This is a genomic window from Streptomyces caniferus (assembly GCF_009811555.1).
Taxonomy (GTDB): domain Bacteria; phylum Actinomycetota; class Actinomycetes; order Streptomycetales; family Streptomycetaceae; genus Streptomyces; species Streptomyces caniferus.
The window spans coordinates 1235972-1251729 of the sequence record NZ_BLIN01000003.1 but is presented as its reverse complement, the minus strand read 5'-3'; the positions used below and the strand labels follow the sequence as shown (position 1 = coordinate 1251729).

The 15758-nt window shown below is 72.3% G+C and carries 12 protein-coding genes; 3 read left to right on the top strand and 9 right to left on the bottom strand.

Annotated features, from left to right (window positions below; translation table 11 throughout):
- Positions 1-207: 207 nt before the first annotated feature.
- The 4 genes from Scani_RS14095 to Scani_RS14080 form a co-directional block, all read right to left on the bottom strand.
- On the bottom strand, positions 208-2352 hold the full coding sequence (locus Scani_RS14095; protein WP_159474642.1) for a SpoIIE family protein phosphatase: 2145 nt from the start codon (positions 2350-2352) through the stop codon (positions 208-210).
- Between the two features lie 354 nt (positions 2353-2706).
- Positions 2707-3930 (bottom strand): metallophosphoesterase, encoded by a 1224-nt coding sequence (locus Scani_RS14090; protein WP_159474639.1) that lies wholly within the window; start codon positions 3928-3930, stop codon positions 2707-2709.
- 201 nt (positions 3931-4131) lie between these two features.
- The gene (locus Scani_RS14085) at positions 4132-4641 is read right to left on the bottom strand and encodes a DUF1990 domain-containing protein (protein ID WP_159474637.1); all 510 of its coding nucleotides are present in this window, start codon (positions 4639-4641) and stop codon (positions 4132-4134) included.
- Between the two features lie 245 nt (positions 4642-4886).
- Positions 4887-5447, bottom strand: coding sequence for a TetR/AcrR family transcriptional regulator C-terminal domain-containing protein (locus Scani_RS14080; RefSeq protein ID WP_246295891.1), 561 nt, complete (start codon positions 5445-5447; stop codon positions 4887-4889).
- A gap of 81 nt (positions 5448-5528) precedes the next feature.
- On the opposite strand from Scani_RS14080, the gene Scani_RS14075 reads away from it, so the two are divergent.
- Positions 5529-6767 carry an FAD-dependent monooxygenase gene (locus Scani_RS14075; protein ID WP_159474631.1) on the top strand — a complete coding sequence of 413 codons (1239 nt, stop codon included), beginning with the start codon at positions 5529-5531 and terminating at the stop codon, positions 6765-6767.
- Between the two features lie 20 nt (positions 6768-6787).
- Here Scani_RS14075 and Scani_RS14070 read toward each other — a convergent pair whose 3' ends face one another.
- Together Scani_RS14070 and Scani_RS14065 are read right to left on the bottom strand one after the other, a co-directional pair.
- Positions 6788-7615 (bottom strand): crotonase/enoyl-CoA hydratase family protein, encoded by an 828-nt coding sequence (locus tag Scani_RS14070; protein WP_159474628.1) that lies wholly within the window; start codon positions 7613-7615, stop codon positions 6788-6790.
- Complete coding sequence (locus Scani_RS14065) at positions 7615-9285, bottom strand: acyl-CoA dehydrogenase family protein (RefSeq protein WP_159474625.1); 1671 nt, start codon at positions 9283-9285, stop codon at positions 7615-7617. The genes Scani_RS14070 and Scani_RS14065 overlap by 1 nt, the downstream gene beginning before the upstream one ends.
- Before the next feature lie 79 nt (positions 9286-9364).
- Between Scani_RS14065 and Scani_RS14060 the strand changes: the two genes are divergently transcribed.
- Entirely contained in the window at positions 9365-10159 is a 795-nt protein-coding gene (locus Scani_RS14060) for a PaaX family transcriptional regulator C-terminal domain-containing protein (protein ID WP_159474622.1), read from the top strand.
- A gap of 88 nt (positions 10160-10247) precedes the next feature.
- On the opposite strand, the gene Scani_RS14055 is transcribed toward Scani_RS14060, so the two are convergent.
- Positions 10248-11696: an amino acid permease gene (locus Scani_RS14055; RefSeq protein ID WP_218039182.1), complete on the bottom strand. Its 1449-nt coding sequence runs from the start codon at positions 11694-11696 to the stop codon at positions 10248-10250.
- A gap of 87 nt (positions 11697-11783) precedes the next feature.
- Positions 11784-12998 carry a lactonase family protein gene (locus Scani_RS14050; protein ID WP_159474619.1) on the bottom strand — a complete coding sequence of 405 codons (1215 nt, stop codon included), beginning with the start codon at positions 12996-12998 and terminating at the stop codon, positions 11784-11786.
- Positions 12999-13297: 299 nt separating this feature from the next.
- Here Scani_RS14050 and Scani_RS14045 point away from each other — a divergent pair, with 299 nt between their 5' ends.
- Positions 13298-14386, top strand: a complete 1089-nt coding sequence (locus Scani_RS14045; protein WP_159475970.1) for a tetratricopeptide repeat protein — start codon at positions 13298-13300, stop codon at positions 14384-14386.
- On the opposite strand, the gene Scani_RS14040 is transcribed toward Scani_RS14045, so the two are convergent.
- A complete protein-coding gene (locus tag Scani_RS14040) occupies positions 14280-15704 on the bottom strand; it encodes a lipase maturation factor family protein (protein ID WP_159474616.1) in 1425 nt (474 codons plus the stop codon). The genes Scani_RS14045 and Scani_RS14040 overlap by 107 nt on opposite strands.
- Between the last annotated feature and the right edge of the window lie 54 nt (positions 15705-15758).

Below are 15758 nucleotides of genomic sequence, written 5' to 3'. Positions count from 1 at the left end.
AGGTTGGTCGGCTCGACCACTGTCGGTCTCCCGGGGCGGGGACACCTCCACTGTCGCCGCAGAACGAGTTGATGATCCGTCAGCACGCGTGGCTGCGAGCCGGACGTGCACACGAGATGACGGGCCCTCACCACACCTGACGGTCCACCGGACCCTCAGCACCCCGGCGCGGTCCGGCCCCTCACCACCTCGGCGCGCACCGGCCCCTCACAGCACCGCATCCTGCCCGTCCGGCACCGCGAACTCGCACCACAGGGCCTTGCCGGCGCCGCGCGGCTCGGCGCCCCATTCGTCCGCGAGCGCCTCGACCAGCATCAGGCCACGGCCCGAGGTGGCGGTCTCGCCGGGGCTGCGGCGCCGCGGCCACCGGCTGGAGCGGTCCTCGACCTCCAGCCGGATCCGGCGCGGGGTGCCCGGCAGCAGCTCCATGGAGACCAGGGCGCCGCTCTCGGTGTGCGTCAGCGCGTTGGCGATCAGCTCAGAGGCGGCGACCTCGATGTTGTGCACGACGGTGCCCGCCCGCCACTGGTCCAGCGTGCGGCGCACCGCGGAGCGGACCTCCGCGGTGCCCGACGGGTCGGCCTGATGGACGTGCAGCCGCAGCCGCGGGGTGGCGACGGTCCCGGACCCGGGCAGCCGGTGCAGCAGCAGGAGGGCCATGTCGTCCTCCGAGCCGGGGTCGGCCCACAGATGGTCCGAGAGCCGGTCGGCGAGCGCCTCCAGCTCCGTGGGCCCGGTGCGCACCGCCGCGGACAGCGCTTCGATGCCGGAGGTGATGTCCTGGCCGGGCTGTTCGACCAGGCCGTCGGTGCACAGCAGCAGTGTCGAACCGGGTTCCAGGAACAGCTGGGTCTCCGGGAAGTGATCGTGCCCGAAGACCGTGGCCAGACCGAGCGGCAGTCCACCGCGGACCTCGGGCCAGTCGATGTGCCGGGAGCTGTTGCTGATCAGCGGGCCGAGATGGCCGGCCCGTGCGAGGTGTAGCGCGCCGGATTCCATATCGGCCTGGATGTAGGTGCAGGTCGCGAACCGCTCGGTGTCCAGCTCCGCCAGAAAGCGGGACGCCCGTACCAGCACGGTCTCCGGCGAGTGCCCCTCGCTGGCGTAGGCCCGCAGGGCGATCCGCAGCTGGCCCATCACGGCGGCAGCATGCGTGTCATGGCCCTGGACGTCGCCCACCACCAGCCCGGTCCGCCCCTGGGGCAGCGCGATCACGTCGTACCAGTCGCCGCCGATGTCCCGGCCGACGCTCGCCGGGTGGTAGCGGACGGTGACCGCGCCGCCCTCGATGGGCGGGAGGCGGCGCGGCAGCATCGTCGCCTGCAGCCCCGTCGCGAACGCCCGCTCCTGGTCGAAGAGGGTCGCCCGCTGCACCGACTGTGCGACGACACCGGCCAGCGCCAGCGCCAGGTTCCTGGCCTCCGGCGACTGCACCGCGGGCTCGGCGTTGAACAGTCCCAGCGCCCCGATGACGGTGTCCTGCGCGACCAGCGGCAGGAACGCGGCACTGCCCGCCGGCAGCACCCCGGTGTACGGGCGCAGCCGCGGATAGCGGGCGATCAGCTCGCCGCGGGTGCCGAGGAAGACGGCGCGGCGCGAGCGTGCCGCGTCCGCCAGCGGCAGGGTGTCGTCCAGCCGCGAGGTCATCATGTCGTCGGGCACCTCGCCCTCCAGCCCGGCGGTGGCGATGACCTCGAACTGGTCGTTCTCGACCAGGCCGAGGACCAGCCCGTCGGCGCCGAACCGCCGGGCGCCGCCGCTGCCGGTGAGCACCCGGGTCACGTCCTTGACGGACAGCGCCCGTGCCAGCGCGGCGGTGGTCTGCTGCACCATCACGGTCTGCCGCTGCCGCTCCTGCTGGAGCGAGCGCAGCAGCGCGGAGTCCGCCAGCTCGCTGGTCGCCTCCCGGACGATGCCGATGACCCGGTAGGGGACCCCGTCCGCGGTGTGCAGGATCCGCCCCTGGGAGTGGGTCCAGCGCTGGGTCCCGTCGCGGCACTGGACCCGGAAGTAGGCCCCGTAGGACGAGTGACCGTCCAGCAGGGCCTGGGAGAGGGCCTCGTCCAGGCGCCGGCCCTCCTCCGGCGGCACCCGGGTGACCAGGGACGCCGGCGCGCCGTCGTATTCGTCCGGGCGCAGGTCGAAGACGTCCATGGCACCGGGGTCCAGGTCCATGGAGCCGCGGTCCAGGTCCCAGTCGAAGGTGCCCATCCGGTTGAGCGAGAGCCGTTCGCGCAGTCCGAGGGGCTCATGGTGCGAGACCCCGGGCGCGTCCTCCTCGACGAGGCGCCAGTCCCGGCCTGCCCGGGGGTCGTACTCCTCGTCGAAGGGGTCGGGGGGCAGGCCGGTCATGGGGTGCCGGGCCTCGTGGCCACGCGGTGCGGGGCGTGCGTCCGCAGGCGTCGACGGCAGCGCGGCAGTGCGGCAGGGGCCGGCGTCGCCGGGCCGAGCCTGCCTCGTGCCCACGGTCGTGGGCCGTTGACCGGGGCCGATATCCACCGGAACGCGGCCATGCGCTCACCCTAGGCGCGGGCCCGAAGCCCCGCATTTCCGGTGCGCCGGACGCCGTCCAGGGGTACGGAGGACGGGTGACGGGACGGGTGACGGCATCGACGCGGCCGCCGCGCCGTCACCCGTCCGGCGCTGTCCACCGTCCCGGGCGGGCGGCCGTCCCGGGCGGGCGTCGCTCCGGGACGGCTCCCGCCGTCAGGCGTGCGCCGGGGCCGCCGCCGCGACCGGCCGGGTCTGACGGGCCCGGTGCCGCAAAGTGGCCTTCCGCGTGGCGACATCGACGGTGTACGCATCGATGGTCAGCCGCGCGCCGGACACCTTCAGCACCATGAACCCGTGGTCGGCGAAGTTCTGCCAGGCCGCCGGGTGACCGAAGTGCGCCGTACCGTCCTCCGTCTTGGCCGACGCGCCGCACACCACCTGCCGGGTGCCGCCCGTACGGGCCGTCGGCTCCAGGATCTGCAGCGTGTGGTCATGGCCGGACAGAATCAGATCGGCCCGTCCGCACACCACGTTCTCGTACATGTCCTTCAGATGGACACCGCTGGTGTAGTTGCCGATCTCGAAACCGTCATAGGAACCGGCGCTGCCGTGCTTGCCGTTGTTGAGGTACGGGTGGTGCCCGATCACCACCTTCCAGCGGGCCCGCGAGGCGCGCAGCGCACCCTCCAGCCAGCTCCGCTGCTCGCGCATGTACGGCCCGTCCCAGCGGTAGTGCGGGTCGAGCTGGGCGACGTACGACGACCACGGGATGGTGTCGATCGCGAAGAACTCCACCAGCGGATCGGCGGCCGGCAGCGGCACGCTGTAGTAGCGGCTCGGCATGTACCAGCGCCGGGACGTGGCGGCATAGGCGACCTCCCGGTCACCGCGCGACGGGTCGCCGCCGCTGCCGGGGATCAGGCCCGAGCAGTCGTGGTTGCCCAGCACCATCAGCCACGGCACATCGATCCCGCTGTTCGGCTTCTCGAACTTGTCCTGGAACTCCGTGTCGTCATCGGACTCCGGGCCGTTCTCGTAGATGTTGTCGCCGAGTCCCACCGCGAGGCCGATGCCCTCGGCCCGGCAGACATCGCGCGCGGCGGCCGCCACCGCGTACTGCGCCTCGTCCCCGGTCCCCGCGTCACCCGTGACCAGAACGGCGAACTCGCCCTTCCCGTTGGGCTGTCGGGGGAAGGGGAAGGCCCCCGGGCCCTGGATGCGGGGCGTCGCGGACGCGGGCGACTGGGCCGGGGAAGGCAGCACCGCGAGCGCCGCACCGGCCATCGCGCCGCCCAGCAGCGTCCGCCGGTTCACCCACTGCGGCACGCGTCCCGTCGTACGTGGCGGCGGCCCCCCGGCCGTCGTCGCCGACCCGGTCCGCAGCCACTCCTGCTCGGTCATGTCCGCCTGCGGCGGGATCAGTTCGTCGTCACACATGTTTGGTTTCTTTCACGGTCGGCAGAGGTGATGGTGACGAAATGATGAAGCGGAGGTGGACGTATGGCGATCGCGTGCCGTCCTCCTACGCATCGGTAACAAAGCGTGTTTCAGGGGGTATCAGGGCGTGAGGGAATCGCCGGAGCGGGCGGTGGGAGCGAGGGCCGGCGCCGCCGCTCGGGCCCGTCCGGTGCGCCGCAATCACGGGCGCTTCGTCAGGCGGCGGAGGGTCCGGCCGAGATGGCGGACGTACTGGCGCTGGAAGACGGGGACCAGCGGGCCGGCGAGACGGGTGACGGCACGGGCGGGGCGGCTGAAGGCGGTCACGGTGAACCACACCGCACCGTCGCCGCGCAGCTCGGCGACGAACGCCTCCTCGCCGCACTCGGGATGACCCTCCCGGGCCCCGTAGGCGAAGCCGATGCGGTCCTCCTCGTCCACCGTCCACACCACGGTGCACGGGGCCCGCAGTCGCAGCGGACCGATGCCCAGTGCGACCTCGACGCCCACGCCCGGCGCGGCCCGCGGCGCGGTGGCCCGGATGCGGGTGCCGGCCGCGCGGTGCATCCGGAAGGTGGTGATCGCGTCGCCCGCCGCGGCCAGTACCGCCCTGCCGTGGCCGATCGGCAGCTCCTCGCGGAGGTGGTGGTAGCCGGCCGGCAGCGGGCCGCGCCGGGTGGCGCCCTCCTCGGGGTAGTTCAGATCGCTCATGGACTGCACTCCTTGGGGCGGGCGGGGAGGCGACGGTATGCGGAGAAGAACCGTAAGCGATCATCACCGCTCACGGACGCAACGTCCCGCGCTCACACCGCCTCTTGAGCGCCCGGCCCGGGCTCCCTTGAGTGCCCGGTGGTGTGTTGACCACGAGGGTCCACGCGCGAGCCGGCGGAGGTGCGGCGGGCTCGCGCGGGCAGGACGCGGCAGACAGAAGACAGACGGAAAGGCAGGCCCGGCCGCTATGCCGTGAGGCGCGGGGTCAAGCCGTCCACGATGAGGGAAAGTCCCGCCTCGAACGCCGATTCGGGATCGATCGGTGGCATGTCGGCCGGGAGGTCCGCGCCGTCGCCGGGGCCGGAGTCCGCCTGTTCTTCCAGGACGCTGCCGACCGTGAAGCGGCCGGCCGTCAGCATCGCCATCTGTGCGTCGTGCTCGGGCACGCCGGAGTCGACGAGGAAGGACATCTTGTGGCGGATCCGGTCGAGGTCCGCGGTGGGCGTGGAGCCGGCATGGAGGCGTGCGCCGTCGCGGCGCATCAGCAGAGTGCGCCTGAAGCTGCGGGTGTTCTCCAGGAACCATGCGCGCCAGTCGTCCTCGGGCGTCGGCAGCGGTGCGTTCGCATGGGGCGCCATCGCGGCCTGCGCCATGGCGGCCAGGAGGTCCTTCTTGGTGCGGAAGTGCCAGTACAGCGACGGCTGCTCGACGCCCAGTCGCTTCGCCAGTTGCCGCGTGCTGACGGCATCCAGGCCGACCTCGTCGAGCAGGTCGAGCGCCTCGGCTACCACGGTCTCACGGTTCATCTTCGTCACGTTGACAATCTATCGCTGATAGATAACTCTGAAAAGGAATCATTCACTGATAGATTTTGAAGTGGTGGAGACATGACACAGGGTTCGGGAACGCGATCCTTACGAGTCCTCATCGCCGGCGGCGGAGTCGCGGGGCAGGCGCTGGCCTTCTGGCTGACGCGGGGCGGCCACCAGGTGACCGTCGTCGAACGCTTCCCCGCGCTGCGGGCCACCGGCGCCCAGGTCGACCTCCGGGGTCAGGGCATCGAGGCCGTCCGCCGCATGGGACTCCTCGACGACGTCCGGGGCAAGCTCGTGGACGAGAAGGGCGTCGCCTTCGTCGACGCCCGTGGCAAGGCCAAAGCGACGATCATGGCCAACACCTCCGGGCAGGGCCGCCAGACACTGACGTCCGAGTACGAGATCATGCGCGGCGACCTGGTACGCATCCTCAACGAGGCGACCAAGCACGACGCCGAGTACGTCTTCGGCAAAAGCGTGGACGGTTTCGCGCAGGACGAGCACAAGGTCGTCGCGCACTTCTCCGACGGGTCGTCCGGCGAGTTCGACCTCCTGGTCGGCGCGGACGGACAGGGGTCACGCATCCGCCGGGCGATCCTCCCGGAGGGCTTCGACCCGTATTGGCGGGTCGGCATCCACATGGCGTACTGGTTCGTCCCGCGCATCGATTCCGACAGCGACATCCGGGACACCTATATGGTCCCGGGCGGCCGTCAGATCATGCGCCGCAGCCACAATCCGACCGAGACCCAGGTCTACTTCGTGCTGCGAGAGGAATCCGCGGAAGCCTCGGCGATCCACCGGGAACCCGTCGAACGTCAGCAGGAGTTCTGGGCGAGCCGGTTCCGCGACGCGGGATGGCAGACCGGGCGTTTCATCGAGGGCATGAGGACCAGCCCCTTCTTCTACTCCCAGGAGGTCGCCCAGGTGCGCACCGACACCTGGTCCAAGGGCCGCGTGGCCCTGGCCGGGGACGCCGCGCACTGTGCTTCTCCCTACAGCGGCATGGGAATCTCCGGCGGCTTGGTCGGCGCCTACGTCCTGGCCGACGAGATCAATCGACACCCGGACGATCTGCCGACCGCACTGGCGAACTACGACACCGTGCTGCGGCCCTTCGTCGACCACATCCAGGCCGAGGTCAATCCGCGACTCCTGCGCCTGGGCATGCCGATGACCCGGCGCGCTGTCGACGCCTTCCAGGCGGTCACCGCACTGGCTTGCTTCCTGCACCTCCCCGGCCTCGTCGCGCGCTGGTCGAAGGAGGACCGCGGCGGCAACTGGCAGCTCCCCCGAGCACGACACAGCTGAGTGCCGTCTCGGGCCTGTCTTCAAAGTCCCGCCTGCCTTGCGGGCGAACGACGGGACTCCGAAGACAGGCTCCAGGACACCTCCTGGCCCCCGTCCGGCGCCCCGTGCCGCCCCGCTCCCGCGGTGAACCGGGCCGCACCCTCCATGGACTCGGCCAGCACCCCTTGGCCGTAACGGAGCTCCGCGGCCATCGCGGTCTGCTCGTCGCTGCCCTCCTGGTCCAGCAGGGAGGCGCGGTCGCTGCGCAGACAGGCCTGCGGGAAGCGGGCGATCTCGGCCGCCAGCAGCTCCGCCTCGGCGCGCGCCGTCCCGGTCGGCACCACGCGGTGGACGAGACCGATGTCCAGCGCCTCGGCGGCCGCGACCGGACGTCCCGTCAGCACCAGGTCCATCGCCCGGCTCGCGCCGATCAGGCGTGGCAGCCGCACCGTACCGCCGTCGATCAGCGGCACCCCCCAGCGCCGGCAGAACACCCCGAAGACGGCGTCCTCCTCGGCCACCCGGAGATCGCACCAGAGCGCCAGCTCCAGACCGCCGGCCACCGCATGGCCGGCGACCGCCGCGATCACCGGCTTGCCGAGCCGCATCCGGGTCGGCCCCATCGGCCCGTCCCCGTCCGGGGCCACGCGGTTGCCGCGTGAGGTGCCGATGGCCTTGAGGTCGGCACCGGAGCAGAACGTCCCGCCCTCGCCCCACAGCACCGCGACCCGGGCGCCGTCGTCCTCGTCGAACGCCCGGAAGGCGTCGGCCAGTTGGGCGGCCGTCGCGCCGTCCACGGCATTGCGCGACGCCGGCCGCGACAGCACCACCGTCGTCACCGGTCCGGCGCGCTCCACCCGTACGGACATCAGGACCCGCCCCCGGCCGCACCCGCGTCCGGTGTCGTCGGCCGGGCGCGCTCCAGGATCGAGGCCAGATCGGCGCCGGCCGGCAGGGTGCCAAAGGCGTTGCCCCACTCCCCGTCGAGCCGCGAGGCGCAGAACGCGTCGGCGACCGCCGGGTGGCTGTACCGCACCAGCAGCGAACCCTGCAGCACCAACGCCAGCCGCTCCGCGAGCGAGCGCGCCATCAGCTGCGCCCGGTCCGGATCGGTGAGCCCGCCGAGCATCTTGCGGACCCCGGCCACCGCCGCATCGAGCCGGCGGTCGGCGCCCGCCGCGGTCTCCACCTCCGCGAGGAACGCCTCCAGCGCGGCCGGCTCCTTGCCCAGCGCCCGCAGCACATCGAGCGCCGCGACGTTTCCCGAGCCCTCCCAAATGGAGAGCAGCGGCGCCTCCCGGTAGAGCCGCGGCATGCCGGAATCCTCGACGTAGCCGTTGCCGCCCAGGCACTCCAGCGCCTCCGCCGCATGCGTGCTGCCCCGCTTGCACACCCAGTACTTCCCGGCGGCCAGCGCCAGCCGGCGCAGCGCCGCCTCCCCGGCGTCCCCGGCCTGCGACCGGTCGACCGCCGTCGCCAGCCGCATTCCCAGCAGCGTCGCCGCCTCCGACTCGACCGCCAGATCGGCGAGCACCGAGCGCATCAGCGGCTGCCGGTCCAGCTCCCGCCCGAAGGCCTGCCGGTGCGCGGTGTGGTGCAGGGCCTGCCGCAGTCCGGCCCGCATCCCGGCCGCCGACCCCAGCACACAGTCCAGCCGGGTCATGTTCACCATCTCGACGATGGTCCGCACCCCACGGCCCGGCTCACCGACCGGCCAGGCCACCGCCTCGTCGTACTCGATCTCGGAGGAGGCGTTGGAGCGGTTGCCCAGCTTGTCCTTGAGCCGCATCAGCCGCATGCCGTTGAGGGTGCCGTCCGGCAGCACCCTGGGCACCAGGAAGCAGCCGAGCCCCTCCTCGGTCTGCGCCAGCGCCAGGAAGACGTCGCTCATCGGCGCCGAGGTGAACCACTTGTGGCCGGTGAGGCGGTAGCTGCCGTCACCGGCCGGCACCGCGCGGGTGGTGTTGGCCCGTACGTCGGAGCCGCCCTGCTTCTCCGTCATCGACATGCCCGCGATCAGGCCCGACTTGGTCAGCGGCGCCCGCAGTCCGAAGTCGTAGCTGCGGGCGGCGAGCAACGGCTCGTACCGCGCGGCGAGTTCCGGTGCGGCGCGCAGCGCGGGGACGGCGGCGTACGTCATCGAGATCGGGCAGCCGTGCCCCGCCTCGGCCTGCGACCAGACGTAGAACTTCGCGGCGCGCACCAGATGCGCCCCGGGGCGGTCGTCGGCCCAGGGCGCGGCGTGCAGACCGTGCTCCACCGCGACGGTCATCAGCTGATGCCAGGCCGGGTGGAAGGCGACCTCGTCGATGCGGTGTCCGAACCGGTCGTGGGTGTGCAGCCGGGGCGGCTGCTCCTCCGCCCAGCGCGCCTGGTCCTGCACCGCCGCGGAACCCGCCAGCGCGCCGAGCTCCGCCACTTCCCGGGTGCCCCACTCGGCGCCGTCCCGGCGCAGCGCCTCCAGCAGGGCCGGCTCGTCCGCCGTGCTGAACCCGGTCAGCGGCGGGGCCTGATTCACGACTTCATGGGTGACGGTCATACCCTGACGTTACAGAAACGGAACAGCCGTGGGAAGACTGTAATGCCGACGGCCGGCCTCGCTAGAATTCGGGGCACATATGAACGACGACGACACCGGCACTCCCGGCCGCACCGAGGCCGCCGCCCTCGCGCTGCGGCCGCTCACCGCACGCTCGATCGTGCTGAGCACCCTCCTCGGCCATCACCCGCCGCGGCTGCCCGCGCGCGCCCTGGTGCGGGTCGGCGAGCTGTTCGGCATCGCCGAGGGCACGGTCCGGGTCGCGCTCTCGCGCATGGTGGCCGCCGACGACCTGCGGCAGGCCGACGGCTCCTACGCCCTCACCGCGCGCCTCCTGGCGCGCCAGGCCCGGCAGGACGAGAGCCGCGCACCGCGAGTCCGGCCCTGGGGCGGGGACTGGGAGATCGCCGTGGTCGCCACGGCCGAGGGCCGGCCGCCCGCCGAGCGCACCGCGCTGCGCCAGGCCATGGCCGCGCTGCGCCTGGCCGAGCTCCGCGAGGGCAGCTGGCTGCGCCCCGCCAACCTCGACCGCACCCGCCCCGCCGTCGCCACGGAGCAGTGCACCTGGCTGACCGGCACCCCGGACGACGACCCGGCCGCGCTCGCCGCCCGGCTGTGGGACCTGACCGGCTGGGCGGCGCGCGCCGACGCCCTGACCTCCGCACTGGAGCGCGCCGACACCCTCGCCGACCGCTTCACCATCGCGGCGGCCGCGCTCCGCCATCTCCTCTCCGACCCCCTGCTCCCCGCCGAGCTCCTGCCCGAGGACTGGCCCGGCGGTCAACTGCGCGTGAGGTACGCCGAGTTCGAGACCGAGCTGCGCGAGCTGCTGCGGCAGTACCTGGCCGACGAGCCCACCCGGCAGGCCGGTTGACCGCTCCGGTGCCGGACGGGAGCCGCCGCCGGCACCGAGCTGCTTCCCGTCGCCTCGGCCGGGCCCGCCCCCAAGCCGTACCACCGCTTCAGACCCGGTGCGTACCGGCCCCCGCCGCGTCCGCACCCTCCGGCGCGGGCGCCGGTCCCTTCCTGCGGCGCAGTTCGTACCCGGCCAGCGCCACGGCCACCGTCAGCAGGCTCAGCCAGAACTGCGCGCGGCTGTCCGGCAGGAACGCCATCGCCCCGATCACCGACGCCATCAGCGCCACGGTCACCCAGCTCAGCCACGGGAACAGCCACATCTTCAGCGTCAGCCGCTCCGGCTCGGTGCGCTCCAGCTTCCGTCGCATCCGCACCTGTGCGACGGCGATCGCCAAGTAGACGAACAGGGCAATCGCGCCGTAGGAGTTGATCAGGAACTCGAAGACGACATCGGGCGAGATCCAGGCCGCGATCACCGACAGATAGCCGACCGAGGTCCCGGCCAGCAGGGCCCGGCGCGGCACCCCGCTCCCGCTGACCTTCGTGAAGCCGCGGGGCGCGTCCCCGTGCCGGGTGAGCGCGAACAGCATCCGGGAGGACGTGTAGAGCGCGGAGTTCAGGCAGGACAGCACCGCGATCAGTACCAGGGCGTTCATCACCGTGCCGGCCGCGGGCACCGCAAGACGGTCCAGCACCGCGGCGTACGGACTCACCTCGATCGCCCTCGACGTCCAGGGCACCACCGTGACGACCAGGAAGACCGACAGCACATAGAAGGCCACCACCCGCAGCACGATCGAACGGATCGCGTTCGCCACCGCCCGCTCCGGTTCGACCGACTCGGCGGCCGCGATGGTGACGATCTCCGTGCCGGTGAAGAACCCGATGCAGGGCACGACGGCGGCGAGAACCGCGCCGACGCCCTCGGGCGCGAACCCGCCGTGCGCGGTCAGATTGGCCAGCCCGCCGGGGGAGTGCGGCCACAGCCCCAGCACGAACAGGGTGCCGAGGAAGAGGAACACCACGATCGCCAGGACCTTGACCGATGAGAACCAGTACTCGAACTCGCCGTAGGAGCGGGCCGAGACCATATTGGTGGCGGTCAGCAGCGTCATCAGCACCAGGCTGACCGCCCACAACGGAACACCGGGAAGCCACAGTTGGACGATCCGGCCGCCGGCCACCGCCTCCACGGCGACCACGATCACGAAGAAGTACCAGTACAGCCACCCGACCGTGAACCCCGCACGGAGCCCCAGGGTCTCGCGGACATGGGCGTAGAAGGAGCCCAGGGCCGGGCGGGCGACGGTCATCTCGGCCAGCATCCGCATGATCAGTACGGTGAGCACGCCGGCCGCCAGGAAGGACAGCACCGCCGCCGGACCGGTGGACCGGACGACCACCCCGCTGCCCACGAACAGCCCGGCCCCGATGACCCCGCCCAGCGCGATCAGCCGCATATGGCGGCGTTCGAGCCCCTGCCGCAGACCGCCCGGCCCCGTCGCCGCCCCGGTCCTCGTCGTGCCGTCGTCCCGTACCGTTCCCGTGCTCATGGCAGCCGACGCTAACCGGCCAACCATGCGGGACTGTTGCCGCAATATGTCAGCGGGCGGGCCGCCGCGGCGGGCCGTGATCGGCGCTCACAGTGGCAGGACGCACACCGGGACCGGCGCGGCGAAGGGCTCGCCCGCGCGCCGGAGCGACCCGGTCCGGGCATCCACCGCGAACACCGTCACCGACCCCGACTTCTGGTTCGCCGCGAACAGCCAGCGCTGATCCGGCGAGAAGGCGATGTGCCGGGGGAAGTCCCCGCCCACCGGCACGGTGTCCAGCAGCCGCAGCCGTGCCCCGGCCGCCTCCACGGCGTAGCGGGTGAGGCTGTTGTGACCACGATTGGCGAGATAGGCGAAGCCGCCGCCGCGGGTGACCAGGATCTGCGCGGGATAGCTGGTGCCCGGACCGGTCCCCGTGGACTGCGGCGCACCGGGCGTCAGCCGCCCGGTGCGCCGGTCGTAGCGGCAGACCACGACCGTGTTGTCGACCTCGTTCGCCAGGTAGGCGAAGGCACCCGAGGGGTGGAACGTCAGATGCCGGGGACCGGCCCCGGGCCGCAGCGCCGCATACGACACCTCGGTGAGTTCACCGGCCGACTCGTCCAGCCGGTAGGTGTAGACGGTGTCGTTGCCGAGGTCGACGGCGAGCACATGCCGGCCGTCCGGTGCGGTGACGATCTGGTGGGCATGCGGACCGTCCTGGCCGGGGCCGGGCGGCGGCTGCAAGTGGCTTACCAGGTCCGTCCGTTCGCCCAGGGCGCCGGTGGCGCGGTCGACCGGATGCACCGCGACGCTGCCGGAGAGGTAGTTGGCGCTGAGCAGCCAGCGGCCGCCGGGGTGCACCGACAGATGACAGGGACCGGCGCCGCCGGTGGACCGGGTGCCCAGCACCGTGGGCGGCCCGTCCGGCGTCAGCGCCATCGCGGTCACCCCGCCCTGCTGCTGCTCGTCGACCGCGTAGAGGGTGCGGCCGGACGGTGCCGCTGCGAGGTAGGAGGGGTCGGCGACCCCGTCCACCACCCCGGTGGCGGTGATCCGGCCGGTCATGGTGTCGTACGTCCCGAGTCCGACGCCGGTGCCGCCGCCCGCGGCCGAGGTGTACGTCCCCAGGAAGAGCGGCCGGGCGCGGCGCGGGCGGTGCCCGGTGTCGCGGCGGGCGGCGTGCGCGGGATCGGGCGTGCGCGCCGCGTCCCCCACCAGCGGCCCCGCCCCGCCCGCCACGGCCAGCCCCGCCGCGACCCCGAGGAACCGTCTGCGGTCGGTCCCCGGCCCGGCCTGCGTTCCCGTACGCGCTGCGCTCATCCCACACCTCGGTGCTCGGCGATCGGTGGTCCGTGATCGGGTGGTCGTGTCAGCAGCGTGTCCCGTCCCGCCCGCTCCGGCAAGTGAGGCGGACCGGATTGCGCGGTATGCCGGGCAGGGGAGGCACCGGGGCCGTCCGGGTAACCCTGACGTTCCCCTACATCCCCGTGATGACCATGGCCCCTCGCGTAGCACTCGAGTCGTACAGGACAACCCATACGCGGACTGATTCGCTCCACCCCCTGCTGCTCGTAGTTTTTGATCAAGGCACGAAGATGATCGAGAGGCCACGGATATTTATGTACGGCAAGGCATTCGCCCCCGAATATCAGGGCGAGTTGGGTACGGCACTGAGCGTGAACTCCTCCTACGAGGAGGTGTTGGCAACGGCGAGCCGCGCGCACGCCGAGGCCGGCACGGCGCTGGAGCGATCCCGGGCCGCGCTCGCGGTCGCCGAGGCCAACCGGCGGCTCGGCCGGGTGACGCAGGCGGGTGACGCCTGGCGGGAGAGCTACCGCAGCGCCCGCACCGCCGATGACCGCGGTGCCATGGCCTGGGCGCTGTGGAGCGGCGGCACCCTGGCCCGCCAGTGCGGGTCCCTGCCGCTCGCCCGCCGGCTGCTCACCCACGCCGTGGCGCTGGCCGACGGCAGCGGCGACCGCCTCGCCCACGGCTACTCGCTCGCCGGCCTCGCCGAGACCGGCCGCATACAGGGCGACTACGCCGCGGTCGCCGAGCTCCACGAGCAGTTGCTCGCCCAGGGCCGGGCGCACGGCGAGGCCCGGCACATGGTGTGGGCGATGTCCGGCATAGCCCAGATGCACCGCAACACCGGCGGCTACGACAAGGCCCTGGAGCTGTTCGAGGAGTCAGCCCGCATCGCCGCCGAGGCCGACGACTTCCGCGGGCGCGCCTGGTCGCTGCGCGGCGTCGCCGATGTCCTGTCCGTGCAGGGCGAGACGGAGCGGGCGCTGACGCTGCTGTCCGAGGCGGAGGCCATCTGCCGCACCATGGATCTGGCCAGTGCGCTCGCCTACAACCACAAGATGCGCGCCAATGTGTTCTACCGGGCGGGCCGTTACGAGGCTGCGCGCGAGACGTACGCCCTCTCGCTGCGGGAGTTCCGCGAGATGCAGGAGCCCCGTGGGGTGGCGCTCTCCCGGCTCGGACTGGCCAAGTCCCGTGCCCGCCTCGGCCGCGACCGCGACGAGACGCTGGCCGAACTCGCCTCCCTGGAAGGGGACTTCACCCGGATCGGACTGCGTCACGCCCGCGATATGGTCATCGCCTTCCGTGCAGAGCTGACCGCGCAATCGGCGCCAGAAACTCCCGCTCCTCGGTCCGATGCCACCACGCTCGGGTCTCCCGCAGTTCCCGCCAGGTCGTGAAGCGGTAACGGAACACCCGGGCCCTGATCCGGGCCGGCGGCAGATCCGGGAACGGATTGCGGTGCAGCAGCCGCAGCGTGTCCCGGTCGTTCTCCAGCAGCCGTGCGACGAACGGCACGAACCACGACCGCGCATAGGCCGGTGACAGCGCGGCGAACCACATCAGCCAGTCCAGCCGGAGGTGATACGGGGCGTATTGGCGCGGCAGCCGCCGTACGTCGCCCGGCTTCCCGCGGAATTCGTAGGGAAGCCATGTCGTCTCCGGTCCGGTCACCGCGTCCGCGGTCCCCTCCACGACGATCTCCCGGCGCACTCGCGTAATACTGCCGAACGCCCCGTACGAATTGACCAGATGCAGTGACTCGTACGAGGTGTTCATCATCTGCTGCCGGGTCAGCAGATTGCGCGCGGGGCGTTGGCTGAGGACGAGGACCCCGGCCGTGGCGATCAGGGCCAGGACCTCGAACCACACCGGAGGCGCGGGCAGCGGTGCGGACGGCTCGCCCCACAGCGGGGCCGCGGCCGACATGGCGAGCGCGATGGTCACCCAGTTCAGCCAGGCGAAGTTGCCGGACAGCACCAGCCACAGCTGGGTGACGACCATCGCGACGGCGGCCCACCCGGCGATCGGTTGCGGGGTGAACAGCAGCACCGGAACGCCGAGTTGGGCGACATGGTTGGCGGCCACCTCGACCCGGTGGAGGGGCCCCGGCAGGTGATGGAAGAACCAGCTCAACGGGCCGGGCATCGGCTGGGTCTCGTGGTGGTAGTACAGGCAGGTCAGATCCCGCCAGCAGTGGTCGCCGCGCATCTTGATCAGCCCGGCCCCGAACTCCACCCGGAACAGCAGCCAGCGCAGCAGCCACATGACCGGCACCGGGGGAGCGGTCGGGGCGTTCCCGAGGAACACCGCGAGGGAGCCCGCCTCCAGCAGCAGCGACTCCCAGCCGAAGCTGTACCAGGTCTGGCCGACGTTCACGATGGACAGGTACATCGCCCACAGCACGGCCCACAGCACCATCGACGCCCACAGCGGCACGGCATCGGCGGCCCCCGCCGCGACCGCGGCGGCCAGCAGCACCCCGCCCCATGACCAGAGGGCGAAGAAGCGGTCCGAGAAGTGCCAGTGGAAGACCGAGGGCGCCGCACGGAACGGCACCCGTGCCACGAACGCGGGAACCGGCAGCATGCCGCGCGCGCCGATGAGCGCCCGGAACTGCCGGGCCGCCGCGAGGAACGCGATCAGGTAGAGGACGGCCAGCAGGCGCTGGAAGACCAGCCGCCCGAGCCAGTATCCGGAATCCGAGAACCATGCCACCCGCCCATGGGTAGCACTGCCGTCGCGCGCCGTGCGGCATGGCACGCGGCGACC